Here is a 16,334-nt window from a genome sequence, read left to right as displayed (position 1 = left end):
GGAGGACGACCGGCTTGAGGACGCAGATCAAGGTGACCGAGGTCGAAGGATCGTTCCACACACGATTCACATCGACCCAGACCGACCTGATGCTCGAGGCGCTGCGGACGCTCCAAGGGTGGGGGTACTCCGACGAGGCACTCGCCGTACAGCTGAACGCGGATCAGGAGGAGATCAGCCGTCTGGCCGAAAGGCTCAAGGGTGATCACAAAACCACCCGTGACTTCACCCTGACCGCGCGCGAACTGCACGTCATCCACTCGGCGCTGACCGCGGTGGCCACGACGTTCATCTCTGGTGGCGGGTTCTCCGAAGAGGGGTTCTACAACAAGACCAGCTTCTTCAGGGAGAACTTCGACGCGATGGCGTTGAGCATCGTCAGGGCTGTCGACGAAGCGACGACACCGTAGGTGACGTGGTCGGTGGGCCGCACTCTCTCCAGGGGTGCGGCCCACCTGCATCGCGGCCGTCTGCGTCACGTACCCCGGCCCGCAGTGATGGCCGAAGAAACGGCTGTGCCGGTTGTCGGCTGGACTGACCCAACCACCAAGCGCCGCCAATCGCTCTCGGAAGGAAAAGATAACGAGGAAGAAGCACAGGAATGGCTCCAGAGCATCAGCGAGGCCGCACAGGCCGGCCTGACACCGACCCTAGCCACGACGAAGCTCGCCGAATACGGCGAAACAAATATGGACCTCGCCTTGCGCGGTCTGGAACTGAAGACGCTGGACCCCTACCTCTCGGGAGGGCGGATCCGCGTCGTCCCCGCCCTGGGACACCTCGCGGTACGGATGATCACTAACGGCGTCGTGGACCGGACCGTGCAGAACTGGATCGCCGACGAGCACAGCCGCTCAACGGTGAAAAAACACCATCGCTGTTCCGGTGCGCGTCATGGAACAGGCGGTACGTGACGGCATCATCAAGGTCAACCCCGCCCGAGTCACACCGACCTGGTTCGCCGACGCCGGAGTCCAACTGCACGTCCTCCGCAGAATCGCCGGCCACAGTTCACTGACCACCACCCAGCGCTACCTACACCCGGACGTCCACAAGATCACGGCCGCCGGGGCGGCACTCCCGGCCCACTTCAACGCGCTGCGCGCACCGCGATCGCTACCGAGCCCCCTCGCCAGGACCCGCTCACCCAGTCAAGGACGCCGGACCTCCATCTGGCCCCCAACCGGTCCCCAGAAATGATCAAGGGCCGGTTTCGGATTGCTCCGAAACCGGCCCTGACCTGCGACTGTCTCCAGTCGGGACGACAGGATTTGAACCTGCGACCCCTTGACCCCCAGTCAAGTGCGCTACCAAGCTGCGCTACGTCCCGATGCGTTTCCTCCCGGTGTTCCCGGGCGGCCGCGCAGGACAAACATTACCTCACTCCGAGGGCCGGATCGACGCCCGTACCTGCTGGGCGCGACTCGCCAGCCCTTCCGCGCCGCAGGCGGTGGCGAGCTTCTGGGCCAGGGCGACCTCCCGCCGGGAACGGATCGCGGCCCCGTACTCGAAGCGTGCCAGGGCGTGCTCGTAGGCGGACGAGGAGGCCTCCAGATGGCGTACGGACTCGGCCAGCAGGTGGGTGGCCTCCTCCGCCGGCACGAAGAGGGCTACGCAGCGCAGGGCCTCACCGATCGCCGTGTCCGTACCGAAGCGTTCCGCGTGGACGCGGGCCCGGGTGGCCAGCTGGGCTGCCCGTACCGGGTCGGTGTCGGCGAGAGCACGGGCGAGATCCCCGGCCCAGGGCGCCCAGACACCGTTGAACCGGCCTCGTGGCTCCAGGGCCGCGCCCGCCGCTTCCAGCTCGATGACGGCCTCTTCCGTGCGGCCCTCGGCCAGCAGCAGCCGTCCGCGTACGCACGGGGCGTCCGGCAGGACCATCGCGCTGGGGTACGGCGGGCCGAAGCCGTACCGGTCGGCGACCAGCCGGGCCTCCGCCGTCCGGCCGCGGGCGAGCAGGGTGTCGACGAGGAGGCAGGTGGCGTCCCAGTGGACGGGCAGTCCGCTGCCGGCCCGGTCGGCGAGGCGCAGTCCTTCGCGCAGGAAGCCCTCGGCCTCGGCGAGACGGCCGCGGCGCCGGTGCACGAGCCCGAGGAGGGTGTGCGCGAACGCGAGGTGCGCACCGCTCCAGCCGGAGATCTCGAAGGCCCGGACGGCCTCGCCGAAAAGCGCGTCGGCCCGGTCGAGCCGGTCGGTGAACGCGTAGGTGATCCCGACCATCGCGGGGAGTTCGAATCCCCATTCCGAGTCGGTCCAGCCGAGTCCGCGTGCGGGCCGCCCGTCCACCAGCGCGCGTTCGCAGAAGTCCACGACGACCTGGGCGTTCTCACCGCGCAGCATGGCGTCGAAGGCCCGCAGGGTCAGCAGGGCGCGCTCGGCGTTGTCGCGGCCCTTGAGATGGTCCGCGTTACGGGCGAGGCGGGCCGACCGGCCGGGGCCGTCGTCCTCGGTGGCCTGCATGCCCTCCCACAGGAAGTGCGCGGCCTGGAGGCGCATCAGGCCCGGCCCGGGAGGGGTGCGGGACGCCTCGGCCGCAAGGGAGAGCGCCGCGTCCTTGAGCTGGTTGTTGTGGGACAGGGCGGAGGCGAGCCGGAAGGTGGCGTCGATCCGGAGTGTCCCGTCGAGCCCCGGCGTGTCGAGTGCGGCACGCAGGTGCTGCACCGTGGTGGCCGGCGAGGAGAGCAGTGTGGCGCAGCCCAGTTCGTACAGCAGCACCGCGCGGTCGCGGGGGCGTGGCGGCTCGTCCAGGGCGCGTTCCAGACAGCGCCTGGCGGCTTCCGGCGCGCCGACCGCGAGGTGCTGGTGTGCCGCCTCCCGGAGCTGTGCGACCAGTTCCTGGTCGTCGTCCGGGTGGACTTCCAGGAGGTGGCGGGAGGCCGCCGCGGCCCCGAGTCCGGCCTGGGTGATCGCCCAGGCCGCCCGCCCGTGCATCGCGGTGCGGGTCGCGGGCGGGATGGAGCGGTAGACGGCGGTGGCGATGAGCGGGTGGACGAATTCCAGCGGGTCGAAGCCGCTGACGATGCGGGCGTCCCGCAGTCGCGCCGTACAGTCGGCGGCCTCCGCCGAGCTCATTCCGGCGAGTGACGCGGCGAGTTCCTGGGAGATCTCGGTGCCGAGCACGGCCGCTGCCCAGGCGAAGCGGTTGGCGTTGGTGCCCAGGCGCTCGAGGCGCGCGACGAGTCCGCTCCCCCGCGCGGAGGCGCCGAGTTCCCGCAGGAGACCCGCGGATTCCTCGACCGGTGCCAGTTCACGGTCCTGCGCCTTGGCGACGAGTTCGACCGCTTCGTACGGATTGCCTCCGGTGACGGCCCAGACCTCGCGGCAGAAGGGATCGTCGGCGTGCTCACCCAGGCCGGCTCGCACCAGGTCGGCCGTGGCGTCGGGGGTGAGCGCGCGCAACGCCACCCGGGTCAGCGCCGGATGGCCCGCCGCGTCGGTGCTGCCCTCGGCGCGTGAGACGGCCCAGTCGGTGTTGCGGTCGGCGAACTCCTGAGGGCGGTGCGCCTGGACGACCAGCACGGGCAGTTCCGACAGCCGTGCGGTGAAGCCGGCGAGCCAGGCCAGGGACTCGCCGTCCGCCCAGTGCGCGTCGTCCACTATCAGGAGCAGCGGGCGGTGGCTGAACCGGGAGGCGAGCCGGGACACGACGTGGTCGAGCCCGTCCCTGACCCCCTGCGGGTCCGGCTGGGGGCCGCTGGGGTCCGCCAGGCCGAGAGCGGGCGCGGTGATCTCGAACCAGTCGCCGAACAGGGCGCGGGTCTCGTCGGCGGGGAACCGGTCCAGTGCGGGCTGGAGCAGTTGGCGTACGACGTGGAACGGCACCGAGGTGACGGTCTCACCGCCGCGTGCGGACCAGATGGTGCAGCGGTCGGCGGCCATGACCTGGATCTCGCCGAGCAGCGCGGTCTTGCCGATGCCGGCTTCGCCGCTGAACACCAGCAGCCCGCCGACTGCCTGCCCTCCACAGAGGGCGTCCAACGCCTGCGCGGCGGCGGCGAGTTCCGGTTCGCGCTCGTACAACGGCCGGGACGGTTTCATTCCTCCCCTTCCCAGATGACTGCGGAGAGCCCCGAGCCTAGCCGCGCGCGGGTGCCCGCGGACAGGGTTCCCGTGGTTCTCCGCAGGTGCGAGGCACAATCGGAGGGTGGAAGGATCTCGTAGGGACCGCGACGAGGAAGGGCGGGCGCGTAATGCGCGCCCCCGGGACGGGCTGGGGCGCCCCCTGCCGTACGGGTCTTCGGGGGTGGAGCGGCAGCCCGAGGGGGTGGTCCGCTCCCCCGACGAGACAGTGCGCGAGGCCCAGCGGCTGCTCGACGCGGGCATGCCGTTCCATGCCCATGAGGTGTTCGAGGACGCCTGGAAGTCGGCACCGGAGGCGGAACGTGGGCTGTGGCGGGGGCTGGCACAGATGGCGGTCGGGCTGACGCATTCCGCCCGGGGCAACGCGGCGGGCGGGGCACGGCTGTTGAGGCGGGGCGCCGCCGCTGTCGAGGATTTCGGGGCGTCGGATCCGCACGGGATCGGCGTGGGCGGGCTGATCGGCTGGGCCCGGGAACTGGCAGACCGCGTGGAGCTCTCCGGGGCCGAGGGCGCGGAGAGTGCCGGTGGGGGCGCGGACGGGGCCCCCGGGGGCGCTGCGGCCGTGGACGCCGCCTCGGAAGCGCCACGGTTGCGGCGGGAGGACCGGGCCGGAAGCTGAGCACATGAATGCGATAGGTTTTGCTCCCTCTTGACGACGCATTGATCACTCTCATCACATCCATATTTCGCTTTCGACTACTTGCTCAGGAAACGGACGCCCCGATGACCGACATCATCAACGGCCTCGGCCGTGCCACCGCGTACGGGGCCCTCGGCGTCGTACTGCTCGTTCTCGGCATATTCCTGATCGACGCCCTGACACCGGGGAAGCTCGGCCGCCAGATATGGGAGGAGCGCAACCGCAACGCGGCACTGCTCCTGAGCTCGGCGATGCTGGGCATCGGCGGCATCGTGTTCACGTCGATCTGGACGACGTACGAGGACTTCGGCAAGGGGCTCGCCTCGACGGCCGCGTTCGGGCTTCTCGGTCTCGTCATGATGGCTGTGGCCTTCCTCGTCGTGGACCTGGTCACTCCCGGAAAGCTGGGTGCCACGCTGGTGGAGCGGGAGCCGCACCCGGCGGTCTGGGTGACGGCTTCCTGCAACCTGGCGGTGTCCGCCATCGTCTCGGCGTCGATCGCCTGACCACCGGGTGATCCCGCGGCCCGGCGAACACCGCGGTGCGCAGCCATTACGATCCGGCGTCATGAGCACTTCCGACCAGGACCACGACCGGCAGCGGGATCAGGAGCAGGACCACGAGCCGGGAGAGAGCCCGGCAGCGATACCCGGGCCCGCCGCGCGGGAGCGGAGGCTGACGCCACGCCAGGCGCGGCGGCTGCGGATCGTCCTCTCCTCGGCGGGCATGGCGGTGATGGCCGTCGTGCTGGCGCTGCGGATAGCGAGCCGTTCGTCGGTCCTGGTCGTCGGGGTCTACGGGCTCGCGCTCATCCTCTGCGGTGTGGTGATCGAACTCAGCAGGAACGGCCGCACCCGGCTCGGCAGCTGGCTGCTGGGCGCCGGGCTGGCGGCGGCCGTGGGTGCGGACCGGCTGCTCATCCCCTGAGGCCGCCCCGCCGTCACAGCGCGGTGACCCGTACGGACGCACCGTGCGGGTCGACCCGGTCGACCCAGTCGGCCGCCAGACGGAAGGGCCTGCCGGGGACGGCCGGTGACAGCAGCCGCTGCCGGTGGAGTTCGCGCCCGCCCTGCGAGACGACGAGCAGCGGCCGCGGCAGCCGCAGCGCGGTACGCAGCACGAACCGGTCCCCCGTCGGGCGCGTCCCGTCCGGCCCCGTCACGTTGGGGGCGATCCACCGCAGGGGGGCGTCGACGACCACGGGCCGTCCGCGGCCTGCGGGCTCCTCCGTACCGGACAGGCGGTGCAGCACGGGCACCGCGACGGCTCGGCCCTCCTGAGCCGCGAACCCCGCGTGTTCGACGGCGTGCAGGAGGTTCCCGGCGGCGAAGACGCCCGGTCGCGAGGTGCGGTGGGCGGCGTCGTACGCGGGTCCCCGGGTGCCGGGGTCGAGGAGGAGGCCGCCGCGCCTGGCCAGTTCGTGGTCGGGGACGAAGTCGCCGGTCAGGACGACGGTGTCGCAGCGCAGGGTGGTGGTGCGGCCGTCGTCGTGGCGCAGCGCGACCCCGGACAGCCGGCTCCGGCCCGTGAGCGCCGTGACGGTGGCGCCGGTGAGCAGCGGGGTGCGCCGGCTCCGCAGCCGGGCCGGGGAGGCCGGCTGGTCGGTGACCATGGCGACCACGTGGACCCCGGCGGCCCGCAGGGTGGCGGCGGCCGCGTGGCCGACGGGTTCGTTGCCCACGACGACCGCTCTGCTGCCGATCCTCTGCCCGTGCAGGTGGACGGCCTGCTGGAGTTCGCCGGTGGTGTAGACGCCCGGCGGCCGGGTGCCTGGGATCAGACGGGCGCTGCGCGGCCGTTCCCGGGCACCCGTGGCGAGGACGACGGCTCGGGCGGTGATCCGTTCGAGCCCGGCGGGCCCGGTGGTCTCGACGGTGCGGGGCCCTGCCCAGCCGGTGACGGTGACTCCGGTGCGCAGGACCGCACCCGCGTCGAGGGCCGCGGCGACACCGCGCCGGGCGTAGGCCGGACCGCTCGTCCCTCCTGGGGGGAACGCGGTTCCGGTGGCCGGTGCCCAGGCGTACGCGGACCGGTCGAGGCGTCCGCCGAAGCCGCCGTGGTGGCAGTGGCGGGGAACCCCGCCCGCCTCCTGCTCGCGTTCGAGGATCTCCACCCGTTCCACGCCTGCCGCGGCGAGTTCGGCTCCGGCCGCGAGGCCCGCGGGGCCCCCGCCGACGACAAGGACGTCGACCTCTCGTGCGTTGCGGGTCACGGGTGCGCCTCCTCGAACAGGGCGCGGACGGTGGCGCCGCAGTAAAAACCCTGGCACCGGCCGCCACGTGCGCGGGTGCGGCGCCGCAGGCCGTCCAGGGAGTGCGGCGGGATCCTCGCGGACAGTGCGTCCCGGATCTCTCCGAGGGTGACCTGTTCGCAGTGACAGACGAGGGTGCCGTACGCCGGGTCCTGGGCGATCAGGCCGGCACTCCGGTAGGGCCGGGGGAACGCCTCGCCGAGGCTGGGCATCCGCAGAGGTGGCAGGGGGCGTGGCCCGGCGGGGTCCAGGCCGGTGGCCGAGAGCAGTTCCACGACGTGACGGCCGATCGCCATGGAGGCGGTGAGACCGGTGGAACGGATGCCGCCCACGGCGACGTAACGCAGCCCGGGGTACTCCTGGATGCGGTAGTCCTCCTGCCCGGTGGCGGCGCGCAGACCCGCGTAGACGGCGGTGACCTCCTCGTCGAGGAGCGCGGGCACGATCCGGCGGCCCTTCTCCCGCAGCAGGTCCATGCCCTCGGCGGTGGACGCGGTGTCGGTCCTGTCGTGGAGTTCCTCCGCGGTGGGGCCGAGGAGGACGTTGCCGAACACGGTCGGCGCGACCAGGACGCCCTTGCCCGCCGGGCCGGGGACCGGCAGGAGGATGTGGCCGACGAGGTCGCGGGCGAGTTTGTCGAAGACGATGAGCTGGCCGCGGCGTGGGGTCACGGTGAACACGTCGTGCCCGAGGAGCCGGTCGATCCGGTCGGCGTACAGCCCGGCGGCGTTGACCAGGTAGCGGGTACGCAGCGGGCCGCGCGAGGTGGTGAGCGTATGTCCCTCGTCGTCGGTGCCGACACCGAGCACCCGGCAGTTCAGGTGCAGGTGGACGCCTGCCCGGACGGCCTGGGTGGCGAAGGCGAGCGGGGTGGTCCAGGGACAGATGATGCTCTCGTCCGGGACTTCGAGTGCGCCGAGCGCGCCGGGACCCAGGTGCGGTTCGCGGAGCCGGAGTTCCCCGGCGCCGATGACGCGGCAGGCGTGGTAGCCGTTGCGCGCGGCCTTGGCCCGCAGCCCGGGCAGAGCGGCGAGCTGCTCCTCGTCCCAGGCCACGAGCAGGGCGCCGACCCGCTCGACCGGGATACCGGTCTCGGCGGCGTAGGCGGCGAGGAGTCCGTGTCCTTCGCGTACGAGGCGGGATTCCAGCGAGCCGGGTACGGCGTCGAATCCGGTGTGCAGGATCGCGGTGTTGGCCTTCGACGTGCCGTCGCCGATGTCGTCGGAGGCGTCGAGCAGGGCGGTGCGCAGGTCGTAGCGGGCCAGCTCGCGGGCGATGGCCGCACCCACGACGCCGGCTCCGACGACGGCGACGTCGTACGGGCCCTCGGTCTTCCCCGGGGGCAGGGGGCCGGCAGTGGTGAGGGTGACGGTCACGGGCGCTCCAGCAGGGTGTCCACCGCGGCACGGAAGCCCGCGAGGCGCTCCGCGGCCTCCTCGGGGCCGATCCGTGGTTCGTACACGGCCGAGGGCCGCCATGCGGGTGTCGCCCGGTCCGGTGGCAGCTGCGGGTCGAGTCCCATCCTGGCCACCACGCCGGCGCCGAGCGCGGTCACGTCGGGCAGCGCCGAGACTTCGACCGGCAGTTGCAGCAGGTCCGCCTGGGTCTGCATGAGCAGGCAGGAGCGGGTCAGGCCCCCGTCGACCCGCAGCACGGTGAGCGGGGCACCGAGGTCCGAGGCGACGGCGTCCGCCAGGGCCACGACCTGCGCGGCGATGCCCTCGCAGAGGGCGCGGACCAGGTGGCCCGCAGTGGTGTCGAGGCCGAGGCCGGTCAAGGAGCCGCGCAGGTCGCTGCGCCACCAGGGGGCGGCGAGACCGGCGAGCGCGGGGACGAAGGTGACTCCTCCGGTGTCATGGGCCGAGGCGCCCACCGCGTCGAGGTCCGCGGCTTCGGAGATCACCCCGAGGTCGGTGAGCCAGCGCACGGCGGAGGCGGCCGTGTAGACCTGACCGTCGAGGCAGTAGTCCGTACGCCCGCCGAGGCGCCAGGCGACGCAGCTGGCCAGGCCGCTGGAACCGGTGCTGGCCCGACCGCCGGTCTGGGCGAGGAGGAACGCCCCGGTGCCGTAGGTGCACTTGGCCTGGCCGGGTGCCAGGGCGCCCTGCGCCAGCAGGGCGGCCTGCTGGTCGACGAGGAGGCCGGTCAGGGGGATTTCCCCGCCGAACGCGGTGGTGGTGCCGACCGGTCCCGCGCAGTCGACGACGGCGGGCAGACGCTCGTCGGACAGGCCGAAGATCTCCAGAGCCGCGGGTGACCAGCCGACGTCGTGGAGGCCGAGCAGCTGGGTGCGTCCCGCAGTGGCGGCATCGGTGACGAACGCGCCTGTGAGCTGGTGGACCAGCCAGGAGTCGCTGGTGGTCACGACCCCTTCCCGCGTCAGCTCGCGCCGGATCCACGCCATCTTGGGCGCGGCGAAGTACGGATCGAGGGGCAGCCCGGTGAGCCGCTTCAGCTCGTCCCCGTGGGCGGCGAGGTCACCGCAGAGGTCTTCGGCCCGCCGGTCCTGCCAGACGACGGCGTCGGTGAGCGGCCGGCCGGTCGCGGGGTCCCAGGCCAGCACCGTCTCACCCTGGTTGGCCAGACCGACGGCCGCCACGGGCTCGGCGGCGTCCGCCATCGCCTGCCGGCCGGCGTCGATGACCGACCCGACCAGCTGGGCGGGATCGGCCTCCACCAGGCCCCCGGCGCCGTACCGCGGGCGTACGGGCGCGGAACCGGAACCGATCACGCCCCGCTCGGGACAGATCACCAGCGCCTTGGTTCCGGACGTCCCCTGGTCGATGGCGAGTACCGGGCCTGTCAAGCGATGCTCCAGCCGTGCGGACCGCCCGGACCCGGGCGGAATCGTGATCATCTGGTCCCTGCGCCCACAGTCGTGCAGACCACGCCCCGCGTCAACCCCGCCCGGATCATCCTGCGCCCGGCCTCACGCGGAGATCAACGTCCGGCGGGGAGTAGCTACTTGAGTAAGATCCGCGGAGTCACCGGACGACTGCCGCCGAGCGTTCTACACTCACCGCCGAGTGAACAACCGGACTATGACCACCGGTAGTTCATGACCGAACAGCCCAACCCCCCACGCTCCATGAGGATTCATGACGAGAAGAATCTGCGCCGTGCCGTCGCGTCCGGCCCACCGCCTCTCCCCGGCCGCGAGTTCAGGGGCGGGGCACGTACATGGCTCCCGGTGATTTCCGGCCGGTCTACCACCCCGCGGGGCACGATCACGAGCTGAGGGTGGCGTTACAGGACCTGCGTACCGGCCGTTGGCTGGCCATGCGGAATCTGCTGGAGAGCACACCCGACTGGACCCTGTGGACTCAGCGGACCCAGGTCCTCGCGACCGTGGCGGCGGGCTCCGACGCGGTGCACGCCTGGCTCGCCGAGGAGCCGAGGAGCGTGGCGGCGACGGTGATGCGTGCCCGGGTGGCCGTGGAACGGGCCGTCCGCGCCCACCGGGAGAGACGTCCGAGTGCCCAGGAGCTGTGGCAGGAGGCGTGGGAGGGGTGCCGCTCCGCCGCGCACGCCTCTCCGGCGGACCCGGTGCCCTGGGTCTGCCTCCTCGCGCTGTCCCAGCTCGACGAGGGGCAGCGCCTGGCGGAGCACCGGCTGCTGCCGCCCGGCCCGATGCTGTTCCCCGGGCCGTGGGGGCTGCTGGCGGAGGCGGACAAACGCGATCCGTTCAACCGCGAGGCCTACCACCGGATGCTCCAGTTCGTCTACGCGAGGCAGGCGAGCGGCACGCTCTCCGAGGCGGTCAACTTCGTGCAGTGGGCGTCCTCCTCCGCCCCGGAGGGCTCCCCGCTCCATGTGCTGCCGCTGTACGTCCGGGTGGAGCGCTACCGGCGTGAGCACGGCAACGAACGGGCGCTGGACCTGCACTGGGTCACCGAGGACGGGGAGCGCGACGCCCGGCGCGCGCTGCGCGTCTGGTTCGCCGCTGCGGACCCGGCTGCCCGGCCCTTGCTCGATCTCAACCATCTGGCCCACGCGTTGTGGGGTTCACTCCGGTTCGCCGACGCCGCACCGGTGTTCCGGGCGATGGGCCCGTACTACACGTCGCTTCCCTGGGCCCACCGCACCCGGACGCCCCAGGATCCGGCCGGCGCCGAGGACGTGTTCCTCCGGGCCCGCAGCCGTTGCCTGACCGCCGCCGAGGCGGAGCCCGGGAGGAAACCGCCCGGCTGACCGGCCGTCCCCCGGGGACCGGGCCCGGCCGCCCGGGCCCGCCCCACCACCTTCCTGCCCCGATCCCCCCACCTGGAGGTCGTCCCCATGTCCATATCCGCCTCGACTCCGTCGAGCACGGAGCACACACAGCAGAAGGACGAGGAGCAGCGGCTGCGCGAGCTCGGTTACCAGCCGGTGCTGGCCCGTCGCATGGGCGGCTTCGGTAACTTCGCGATCAGTTTCTCCGTGATCTCGATCCTCTCCGGCTGCATGACGCTGTACGGCTTCGGCATGTCGACCGGCGGCCCCTCCGTGATGCTGTGGGGCTGGGCCGGCGTCGGGCTGTTCGTGCTCTGTGTGGGCATGGCCCTGGCCGAGGTCACCAGCGCGTACCCCACGTCGGGGGCCCTCTACTACATGGCCGACCGGCTCGGCGGCCGCAAGTGGGGCTGGTACACCGGGTGGCTGAATCTGCTCGGCCTGCTCGGCGCGATCGCCGGGATCGACTACGGGGCGGCCCTGTTCACGGGCGCCCTGCTCAATCTGCAGTGGGGCTTCGATCCCACTCCCGGTTCCACGATGGTGATATTCCTCTGCACCCTGCTGCTGCACGCCGTGCTGAACCTCTTCGGCGTGCGCCTGGTCAGTGTGCTCAACTCGATCAGCGTCTGGTGGCATCTGGCCGGTGTCGCCGTGATCGTGACGGTGCTGGCGATCGTGCCCTCGAACCATCAGTCCCCGTCGTTCGTGTTCACCGAGTTCGTCAATGACACGGGCTGGGAGAACCCGATCTATGTGGCGGCGATCGGTCTGCTCCTGGCGCAGTACACCTTCTGCGGCTACGACGCCTCCGCCCATCTGTCCGAGGAGACCTCGAACGCGTCGGTGACGGCTGCCAAGGGCATCGTCCGCGCCATCTGGGTCTCCTGGATCGCAGGCTTCGTACTGCTGGCCGGGCTGACCTTCGCCATCCAGGACTACGCCGGCACCCAGAACAGTGCCACCGGGGTCCCGCCCGCCCAGATCCTGATCGACGCGCTGGGTACGTCGGGCGCCACCGCCATGCTGCTGATCGTCATCGCGGCTCAGCTGTTCTGCGGAAACGCCGAGGTCGCGGCCGCGAGCCGGATGGTCTTCGCCTTCAGCCGTGACAACGCGCTGCCGGGCTCCGCGCTGTGGCGCAAGGTGAGCGCGCGCACCCAGACCCCGGTGCCCGCCGTGTGGCTCTCGGTCGGTGTCGCCGCGCTGCTGGCTGTGCCGTCGCTGTACTCCGCGACCGCGTACGGTGCGGTCACGGCGATCAACGTCATCGGCATCACGCCGGCGTACGCCATCCCCGTCTACCTGAAGCTGCGAGCCGGGGACCGTTTCCAGCGCGGCCCCTGGCACCTGGGCCGCTGGTCGAAGCCGATCGGCTGGATCGCCGTGGTGTGGGTCGCCCTCGTGAGCGTGCTGTTCCTGCTGCCGCAGTCCTCGCCGGTGACCATCGACTCGATGAACTACGCGTCGGTCGCCCTGGTCGCCGTCCTGGTCCTGGCGACGGTGTGGTGGTTCGTCGCGCGCCGTTCGTACAGCACCCCGGCCGCGTACGGGAACGCCCGTGAGCAGGCCGAGATCGCCGAGGGCATCGTCTGACGGTTCCTCCCCCGGGCGGTCTTCAGCGCAACAGCAGCTGGAGGCCGCCCAGGACGGTGGCTCCGATCACGATCCGGTCGAAGAGCTTCTGGTTGATCCGGCCCACGCAGGCGCGGCCGAGGTACGCACCGGGGACGACGAACAGCACGAGGGCGGCGTCCAGCAGCAGGGACTGCGCGTCGATGAGGCCGAGCCCCACGCTGAAGGGCACTTTGGACGTGTTGACGATGAGGAAGAACCACGCCGACGTCCCGAGGAAGCCCAGTTTGCGGAAGCCCGCCGACAGCAGGTAGAGCGACATCACGGGGCCGCCCGCGTTGGCGACCATGGTGGTGAATCCGCCGAGCGCCCCGTACGAACGGGCCTTGAAGCGTCCCCCGCGTGCCGGGCCGTCCGTGTCCTCCTGCTCCGGCGCCGGCCCGGAGCGGGCGCGCCGGCGCCAGACGGTGACGCCCGCCATGAAGAGCAGGATGGCGCCGATCGAGGTGCGTACGGCGTCGTCGTCGGCCCACATCATGAAGACGGTGCCCGCCACCACGCCCACGGCGACGGCGGGGAAGAGCCGTAGCAGGGTGGGCCAGTGGGCGTGACGGCGGTAGACCAGCACGGCGAGGATGTCGCCCGCGATCAGGATCGGGAGCAGCACTCCGGTCGATTCGCGGGCCGGCAGTACGGCTGCGAAGACCGCGAGGCTGATCGTATTGGCTCCGCTGACCGCCGTCTTGGAGAAGCCGACGAGGGTGGATGCCGCCGCGAGCGCGGCCAGTTGCCAGAGTGTGATGGTGTCCATTCCGGATCAGATGGTAGACGGGTCTTCGGTTCAGCGGATGATCACGGCCCCCCGGAGCGTCGGCCCCTCGCTATGCTGCGATCGCTCATGGAAACGTTCAAACGAACATCGCACAGCGGTGGGCAAGGGGGCCAGCATGCGGGAGCCGGTCGAGCTGAGGCGCAAACGCATTCTCGCGGTGGTGCACGCGCGCGGCGCCGTCAAGGTGAGCTCGCTCGCCGCGGAGCTGGACGTCTCGGCGGTCACGCTCCGGCGGGACGTGGAGGAGCTGGCCAGGACGGGCAGGCTGCGGCGCGGCCACGGGGTGGTCCGGCCGCTGGGGGAGACCGTGCCGAGGACGGCCGCGCCCGCCGCACGGAGCGGACGGCCGATCGGGGACGAGGGCTCCGTCGCCCTGGTCGTCCCGGAGCGGCACTCCTATCTCTACGAGACGCTGCACGGCGCCAGGACTGCCCTGGAGGCGGCCGGGAAACGCATCGCCCTGCACATCGCCCCGCAGGCCGCAGGGGCCGAACGGCCACAGGTGGAGCGGGCGCTGGCCGCCGGCGCGAGCGGGCTGCTGATCGCTCCCCGCTGGCGCAGTTCCGCCGACGAGGAGGCGGACTACGGCTGGCTCGCCGAGGTGGGGGTGCCCACGGTCCTGATGGAGCGACGGCCCCGGCCCGGCAGCGCGCTGCACGCACTGGACTCGGTGTGCTCCGACCACTGGTACGGGATCCACCTGGCCGTGGACCATCTGGTCTCGCTCGGCCACCGCCGGATCGTGCTGGCGGCCAGGAACGACAGCCCGACCGCGCGCTCCGTACGGGCCGCGTTCGCCGATATCGCGGCGGCGTGGCCCGAGGTGGAGGACTGGGCGGTGGTCCTCAGCTCCCGGAACGCGGGGCCCGGGGAGCCCGGCACGCGGGAGGCGGTGCCGGATCTCACGGCGCTGCTGCGGGAGCGCGGCATGACCGCCGCCGTCCTGCACGGCGACGAGGACGCCCTGATGCTGGTCCAGCGGATGGCGGAGAACGGGACACGGGTGCCGCAGGACTGCTCGGTGGTGGCGTACGACGATGTCGTCGCGGCGCTGGGCAGTACCGCCCTCACCGCCGTCGCGCCGCCGCGCGCGGAGATCGGGCGGGTGGCGGCCGAACTCCTGATGCACCGGTTGGCGCAGCCTGCGGACCACCCCCGTGCGGTATGCCGGACAGAGCTGCTCCCCCGCCTCGAAGTGCGCGGATCGACCCAGGAGTTGCCGTATCCGACCGTCTGATCGTTTGAACACTTCAAGCTTCTTCAGATCGATCTATTGACCGCTATCGATCAGTCGATCAGTATTCCCCGTGTCTCGAATCAGGAGCCGCGGGAGGCACCCATGCCTGATCGACAGAGCCGTCGATCCGTGCTCGCCACGATCGCCGCACTGCCTCTGACAGGCGCGCTCAGCGCCTGCGGAGGCTGGGGCGGGGACACACGACCGGGCGGTACGAGCAGTACCGGCAGGACCGCGAGCAGCGGGAACGGCAGGAGGACACGGATCACCTTCTGGTCCGCCCTCCGGGGCAGCCAGGAGGTCGTCGACGCGTTCAATCGCGGCCACGACACCATTCAGGTCGACTACCAGCAGGTCCCCGGAGGGATGCAGGGTGGTTACGCCAAGCTCAGCAACGCGGCCCGGGCCGGCAACGCCCCGGACATCGCCACCATCGAATACCCCCAGGTCCCAGGCTTCGCCATCGACGGAGTCTGTCTCGACATCACGGACCTGGTCGGCGAGGGGCTCCGCGCCAGGATGCTGCCGCAGGCCCTGGGGCTGACCACTTTCGAGAAGCGGGTGTTCAGCGTCCCGCTCGACATCGAGCCCATGGTGCTGCACTACCGTACCGACCTCTTCGAGCGGTACGGGCTTGCGGTCCCCCGCACCTGGGAGGACTTCGAGGAGGCCGCAAGGACCGTACGCCGCAAGAGCGGCGACCGCCGGATGGCGCTCTTCCCGACGGACGGTGACACCCATCTCGCCGCGTACGCCTGGCAGGCGGGGGCCCGGTGGTTCGACACGGCGGGCGGTGCCTGGAACGTCTCGCTCGCCGACGCGTCCACCCGCCGTGTGGCGGCCTTCTGGCAGCGCCTCACCGACGAGGACCTGGTCTTCATGAACGCGGTGGAGAGCCGGCACAGCGACGTCCAGATCGGCGACGGCCTGGTGGTCAGCCGGCTCAGCGGGGCGTGGGACGCCGGTGCGCAGATGAAGGCCCGGCCGGGGCAGAAGGGACAGTGGGCGCTCGCACCACTCCCCCAGTGGGACCTTGCCGACCCCGGGGTCGGCACCCACGGCGGGTCGACCTTCGCGGTCACCAAGGACAGTGCGCACCCGGAGGCCGCGATGGAGTTCATCGAGTGGCAGGTGTCGCATCCGGACGCCCTCCGTGCCCGGCTCTCCAGCGGAGCCAGCAGCCAGTACCCCGCGGCGCCCGGGCTGGTCGAGGTGGGCCGCAAGGCCTTCGACCGCGCCTACTACAGCGGCCAGGACATCTACACCCTCTTCGAGCAGGAGGCCCGCAAGGTCCGCCCGGGCTGGATCTGGGGCCCCCGGATGACGGCCACCGGCAAGATCCTGAGGGACGGGCTGGCGCAGGTGAGCGGAGGCCGGGGTTCCATCCTCGGGGCGGTCCGTGCGGCCCAGGAGGGCACGATGCCGGACCTCAGGGCGCTCGGTCTCTCCACCACCCGGCGCTCCACCTGACCGGCGGTCCGCATCCCGTTCCCAGCAGCAGAGAGGC

Annotated in this window: 14 protein-coding genes, 1 tRNA gene and 1 pseudogene; 10 read left to right on the top strand and 6 right to left on the bottom strand. The window is 71.7% G+C overall.

Annotation, left to right across the window (positions count from 1 at the left end):
* The first annotated feature begins 14 nt into the window (after positions 1-14).
* The 3 genes from ACF1FZ_RS20705 (at position 15) to ACF1FZ_RS20695 (ending at position 1,200) form a co-directional block, all read left to right on the top strand.
* Positions 15-410 (top strand): hypothetical protein, encoded by a 396-nt coding sequence (locus ACF1FZ_RS20705; RefSeq protein WP_389725911.1) that lies wholly within the window; start codon positions 15-17, stop codon positions 408-410.
* An 84-nt stretch (positions 411-494) separates the two neighbouring features.
* On the top strand, positions 495-914 hold the full coding sequence (locus ACF1FZ_RS20700) for a hypothetical protein (RefSeq protein ID WP_389725909.1): 420 nt from the start codon (positions 495-497) through the stop codon (positions 912-914).
* Complete coding sequence (locus ACF1FZ_RS20695; RefSeq protein WP_389725907.1) at positions 895-1,200, top strand: hypothetical protein; 306 nt, start codon at positions 895-897, stop codon at positions 1,198-1,200. Before ACF1FZ_RS20700 ends, ACF1FZ_RS20695 begins: the two co-directional genes overlap by 20 nt.
* A 56-nt stretch (positions 1,201-1,256) precedes the next feature.
* Here ACF1FZ_RS20695 and ACF1FZ_RS20690 read toward each other — a convergent pair.
* A tRNA-Pro gene (locus tag ACF1FZ_RS20690) sits at positions 1,257-1,330 on the bottom strand.
* 50 nt (positions 1,331-1,380) lie between these two features.
* Positions 1,381-4,038 (bottom strand): ATP-binding protein, encoded by a 2,658-nt coding sequence (locus ACF1FZ_RS20685; protein ID WP_391774846.1) that lies wholly within the window; start codon positions 4,036-4,038, stop codon positions 1,381-1,383.
* A gap of 106 nt (positions 4,039-4,144) precedes the next feature.
* On the opposite strand from ACF1FZ_RS20685, the gene ACF1FZ_RS20680 reads away from it, so the two are divergent.
* The 3 genes and pseudogenes from ACF1FZ_RS20680 to ACF1FZ_RS20670 all read left to right on the top strand — a co-directional run.
* Positions 4,145-4,699 carry a DUF309 domain-containing protein gene (locus tag ACF1FZ_RS20680; RefSeq protein ID WP_391774845.1) on the top strand — a complete coding sequence of 185 codons (555 nt, stop codon included), beginning with the start codon at positions 4,145-4,147 and terminating at the stop codon, positions 4,697-4,699.
* A 104-nt stretch (positions 4,700-4,803) separates the two neighbouring features.
* Positions 4,804-5,226: a DUF350 domain-containing protein gene (locus ACF1FZ_RS20675; RefSeq protein WP_325751554.1), complete on the top strand. Its 423-nt coding sequence runs from the start codon at positions 4,804-4,806 to the stop codon at positions 5,224-5,226.
* Positions 5,227-5,386: 160 nt separating this feature from the next.
* Positions 5,387-5,647, top strand: a pseudogene (locus ACF1FZ_RS20670) (hypothetical protein); the annotation flags it as partial.
* A gap of 13 nt (positions 5,648-5,660) precedes the next feature.
* Here the strand turns inward: ACF1FZ_RS20670 and ACF1FZ_RS20665 are convergent.
* Genes ACF1FZ_RS20665 through ACF1FZ_RS20655 form a run of 3 tightly spaced genes read right to left on the bottom strand, consistent with a single transcriptional unit; the run spans position 5,661 to position 9,777 of the window.
* Positions 5,661-6,932 (bottom strand): FAD-dependent oxidoreductase, encoded by a 1,272-nt coding sequence (locus ACF1FZ_RS20665; RefSeq protein WP_391774844.1) that lies wholly within the window; start codon positions 6,930-6,932, stop codon positions 5,661-5,663.
* Positions 6,929-8,347, bottom strand: coding sequence for an FAD-dependent oxidoreductase (locus tag ACF1FZ_RS20660; protein ID WP_391774843.1), 1,419 nt, complete (start codon positions 8,345-8,347; stop codon positions 6,929-6,931). The genes ACF1FZ_RS20665 and ACF1FZ_RS20660 overlap by 4 nt, the downstream gene beginning before the upstream one ends.
* Positions 8,344-9,777 carry an FGGY family carbohydrate kinase gene (locus ACF1FZ_RS20655; protein WP_391774842.1) on the bottom strand — a complete coding sequence of 478 codons (1,434 nt, stop codon included), beginning with the start codon at positions 9,775-9,777 and terminating at the stop codon, positions 8,344-8,346. The genes ACF1FZ_RS20660 and ACF1FZ_RS20655 overlap by 4 nt, the downstream gene beginning before the upstream one ends.
* 374 nt (positions 9,778-10,151) lie before the next feature.
* On the opposite strand from ACF1FZ_RS20655, the gene ACF1FZ_RS20650 reads away from it, so the two are divergent.
* Both ACF1FZ_RS20650 and ACF1FZ_RS20645 read left to right on the top strand, forming a co-directional pair.
* Entirely contained in the window at positions 10,152-11,162 is a 1,011-nt protein-coding gene (locus ACF1FZ_RS20650; RefSeq protein ID WP_391774841.1) for a hypothetical protein, read from the top strand.
* Between the two features lie 87 nt (positions 11,163-11,249).
* Entirely contained in the window at positions 11,250-12,779 is a 1,530-nt protein-coding gene (locus ACF1FZ_RS20645) for an amino acid permease (protein WP_391774840.1), read from the top strand.
* A 22-nt stretch (positions 12,780-12,801) separates the two neighbouring features.
* Here ACF1FZ_RS20645 and ACF1FZ_RS20640 read toward each other — a convergent pair whose 3' ends face one another.
* A complete protein-coding gene (locus ACF1FZ_RS20640) occupies positions 12,802-13,569 on the bottom strand; it encodes a sulfite exporter TauE/SafE family protein (protein ID WP_391774839.1) in 768 nt (255 codons plus the stop codon).
* 136 nt (positions 13,570-13,705) lie between these two features.
* Between ACF1FZ_RS20640 and ACF1FZ_RS20635 the strand changes: the two genes are divergently transcribed.
* Both ACF1FZ_RS20635 and ACF1FZ_RS20630 read left to right on the top strand, forming a co-directional pair.
* Complete coding sequence (locus ACF1FZ_RS20635) at positions 13,706-14,827, top strand: substrate-binding domain-containing protein (RefSeq protein WP_391774838.1); 1,122 nt, start codon at positions 13,706-13,708, stop codon at positions 14,825-14,827.
* Positions 14,828-14,929: 102 nt separating this feature from the next.
* Complete coding sequence (locus ACF1FZ_RS20630) at positions 14,930-16,297, top strand: ABC transporter substrate-binding protein (protein WP_391774837.1); 1,368 nt, start codon at positions 14,930-14,932, stop codon at positions 16,295-16,297.
* The last annotated feature ends 37 nt before the right edge of the window (positions 16,298-16,334 follow it).

It is taken from the genome of Streptomyces sp. NPDC014623, from assembly GCF_043088245.1.
Taxonomy (GTDB): Bacteria; Actinomycetota; Actinomycetes; order Streptomycetales; family Streptomycetaceae; genus Streptomyces.
The sequence above is the reverse complement of the archived record's forward strand: the minus strand, read 5'-3'. Positions and strand labels throughout refer to the sequence as shown.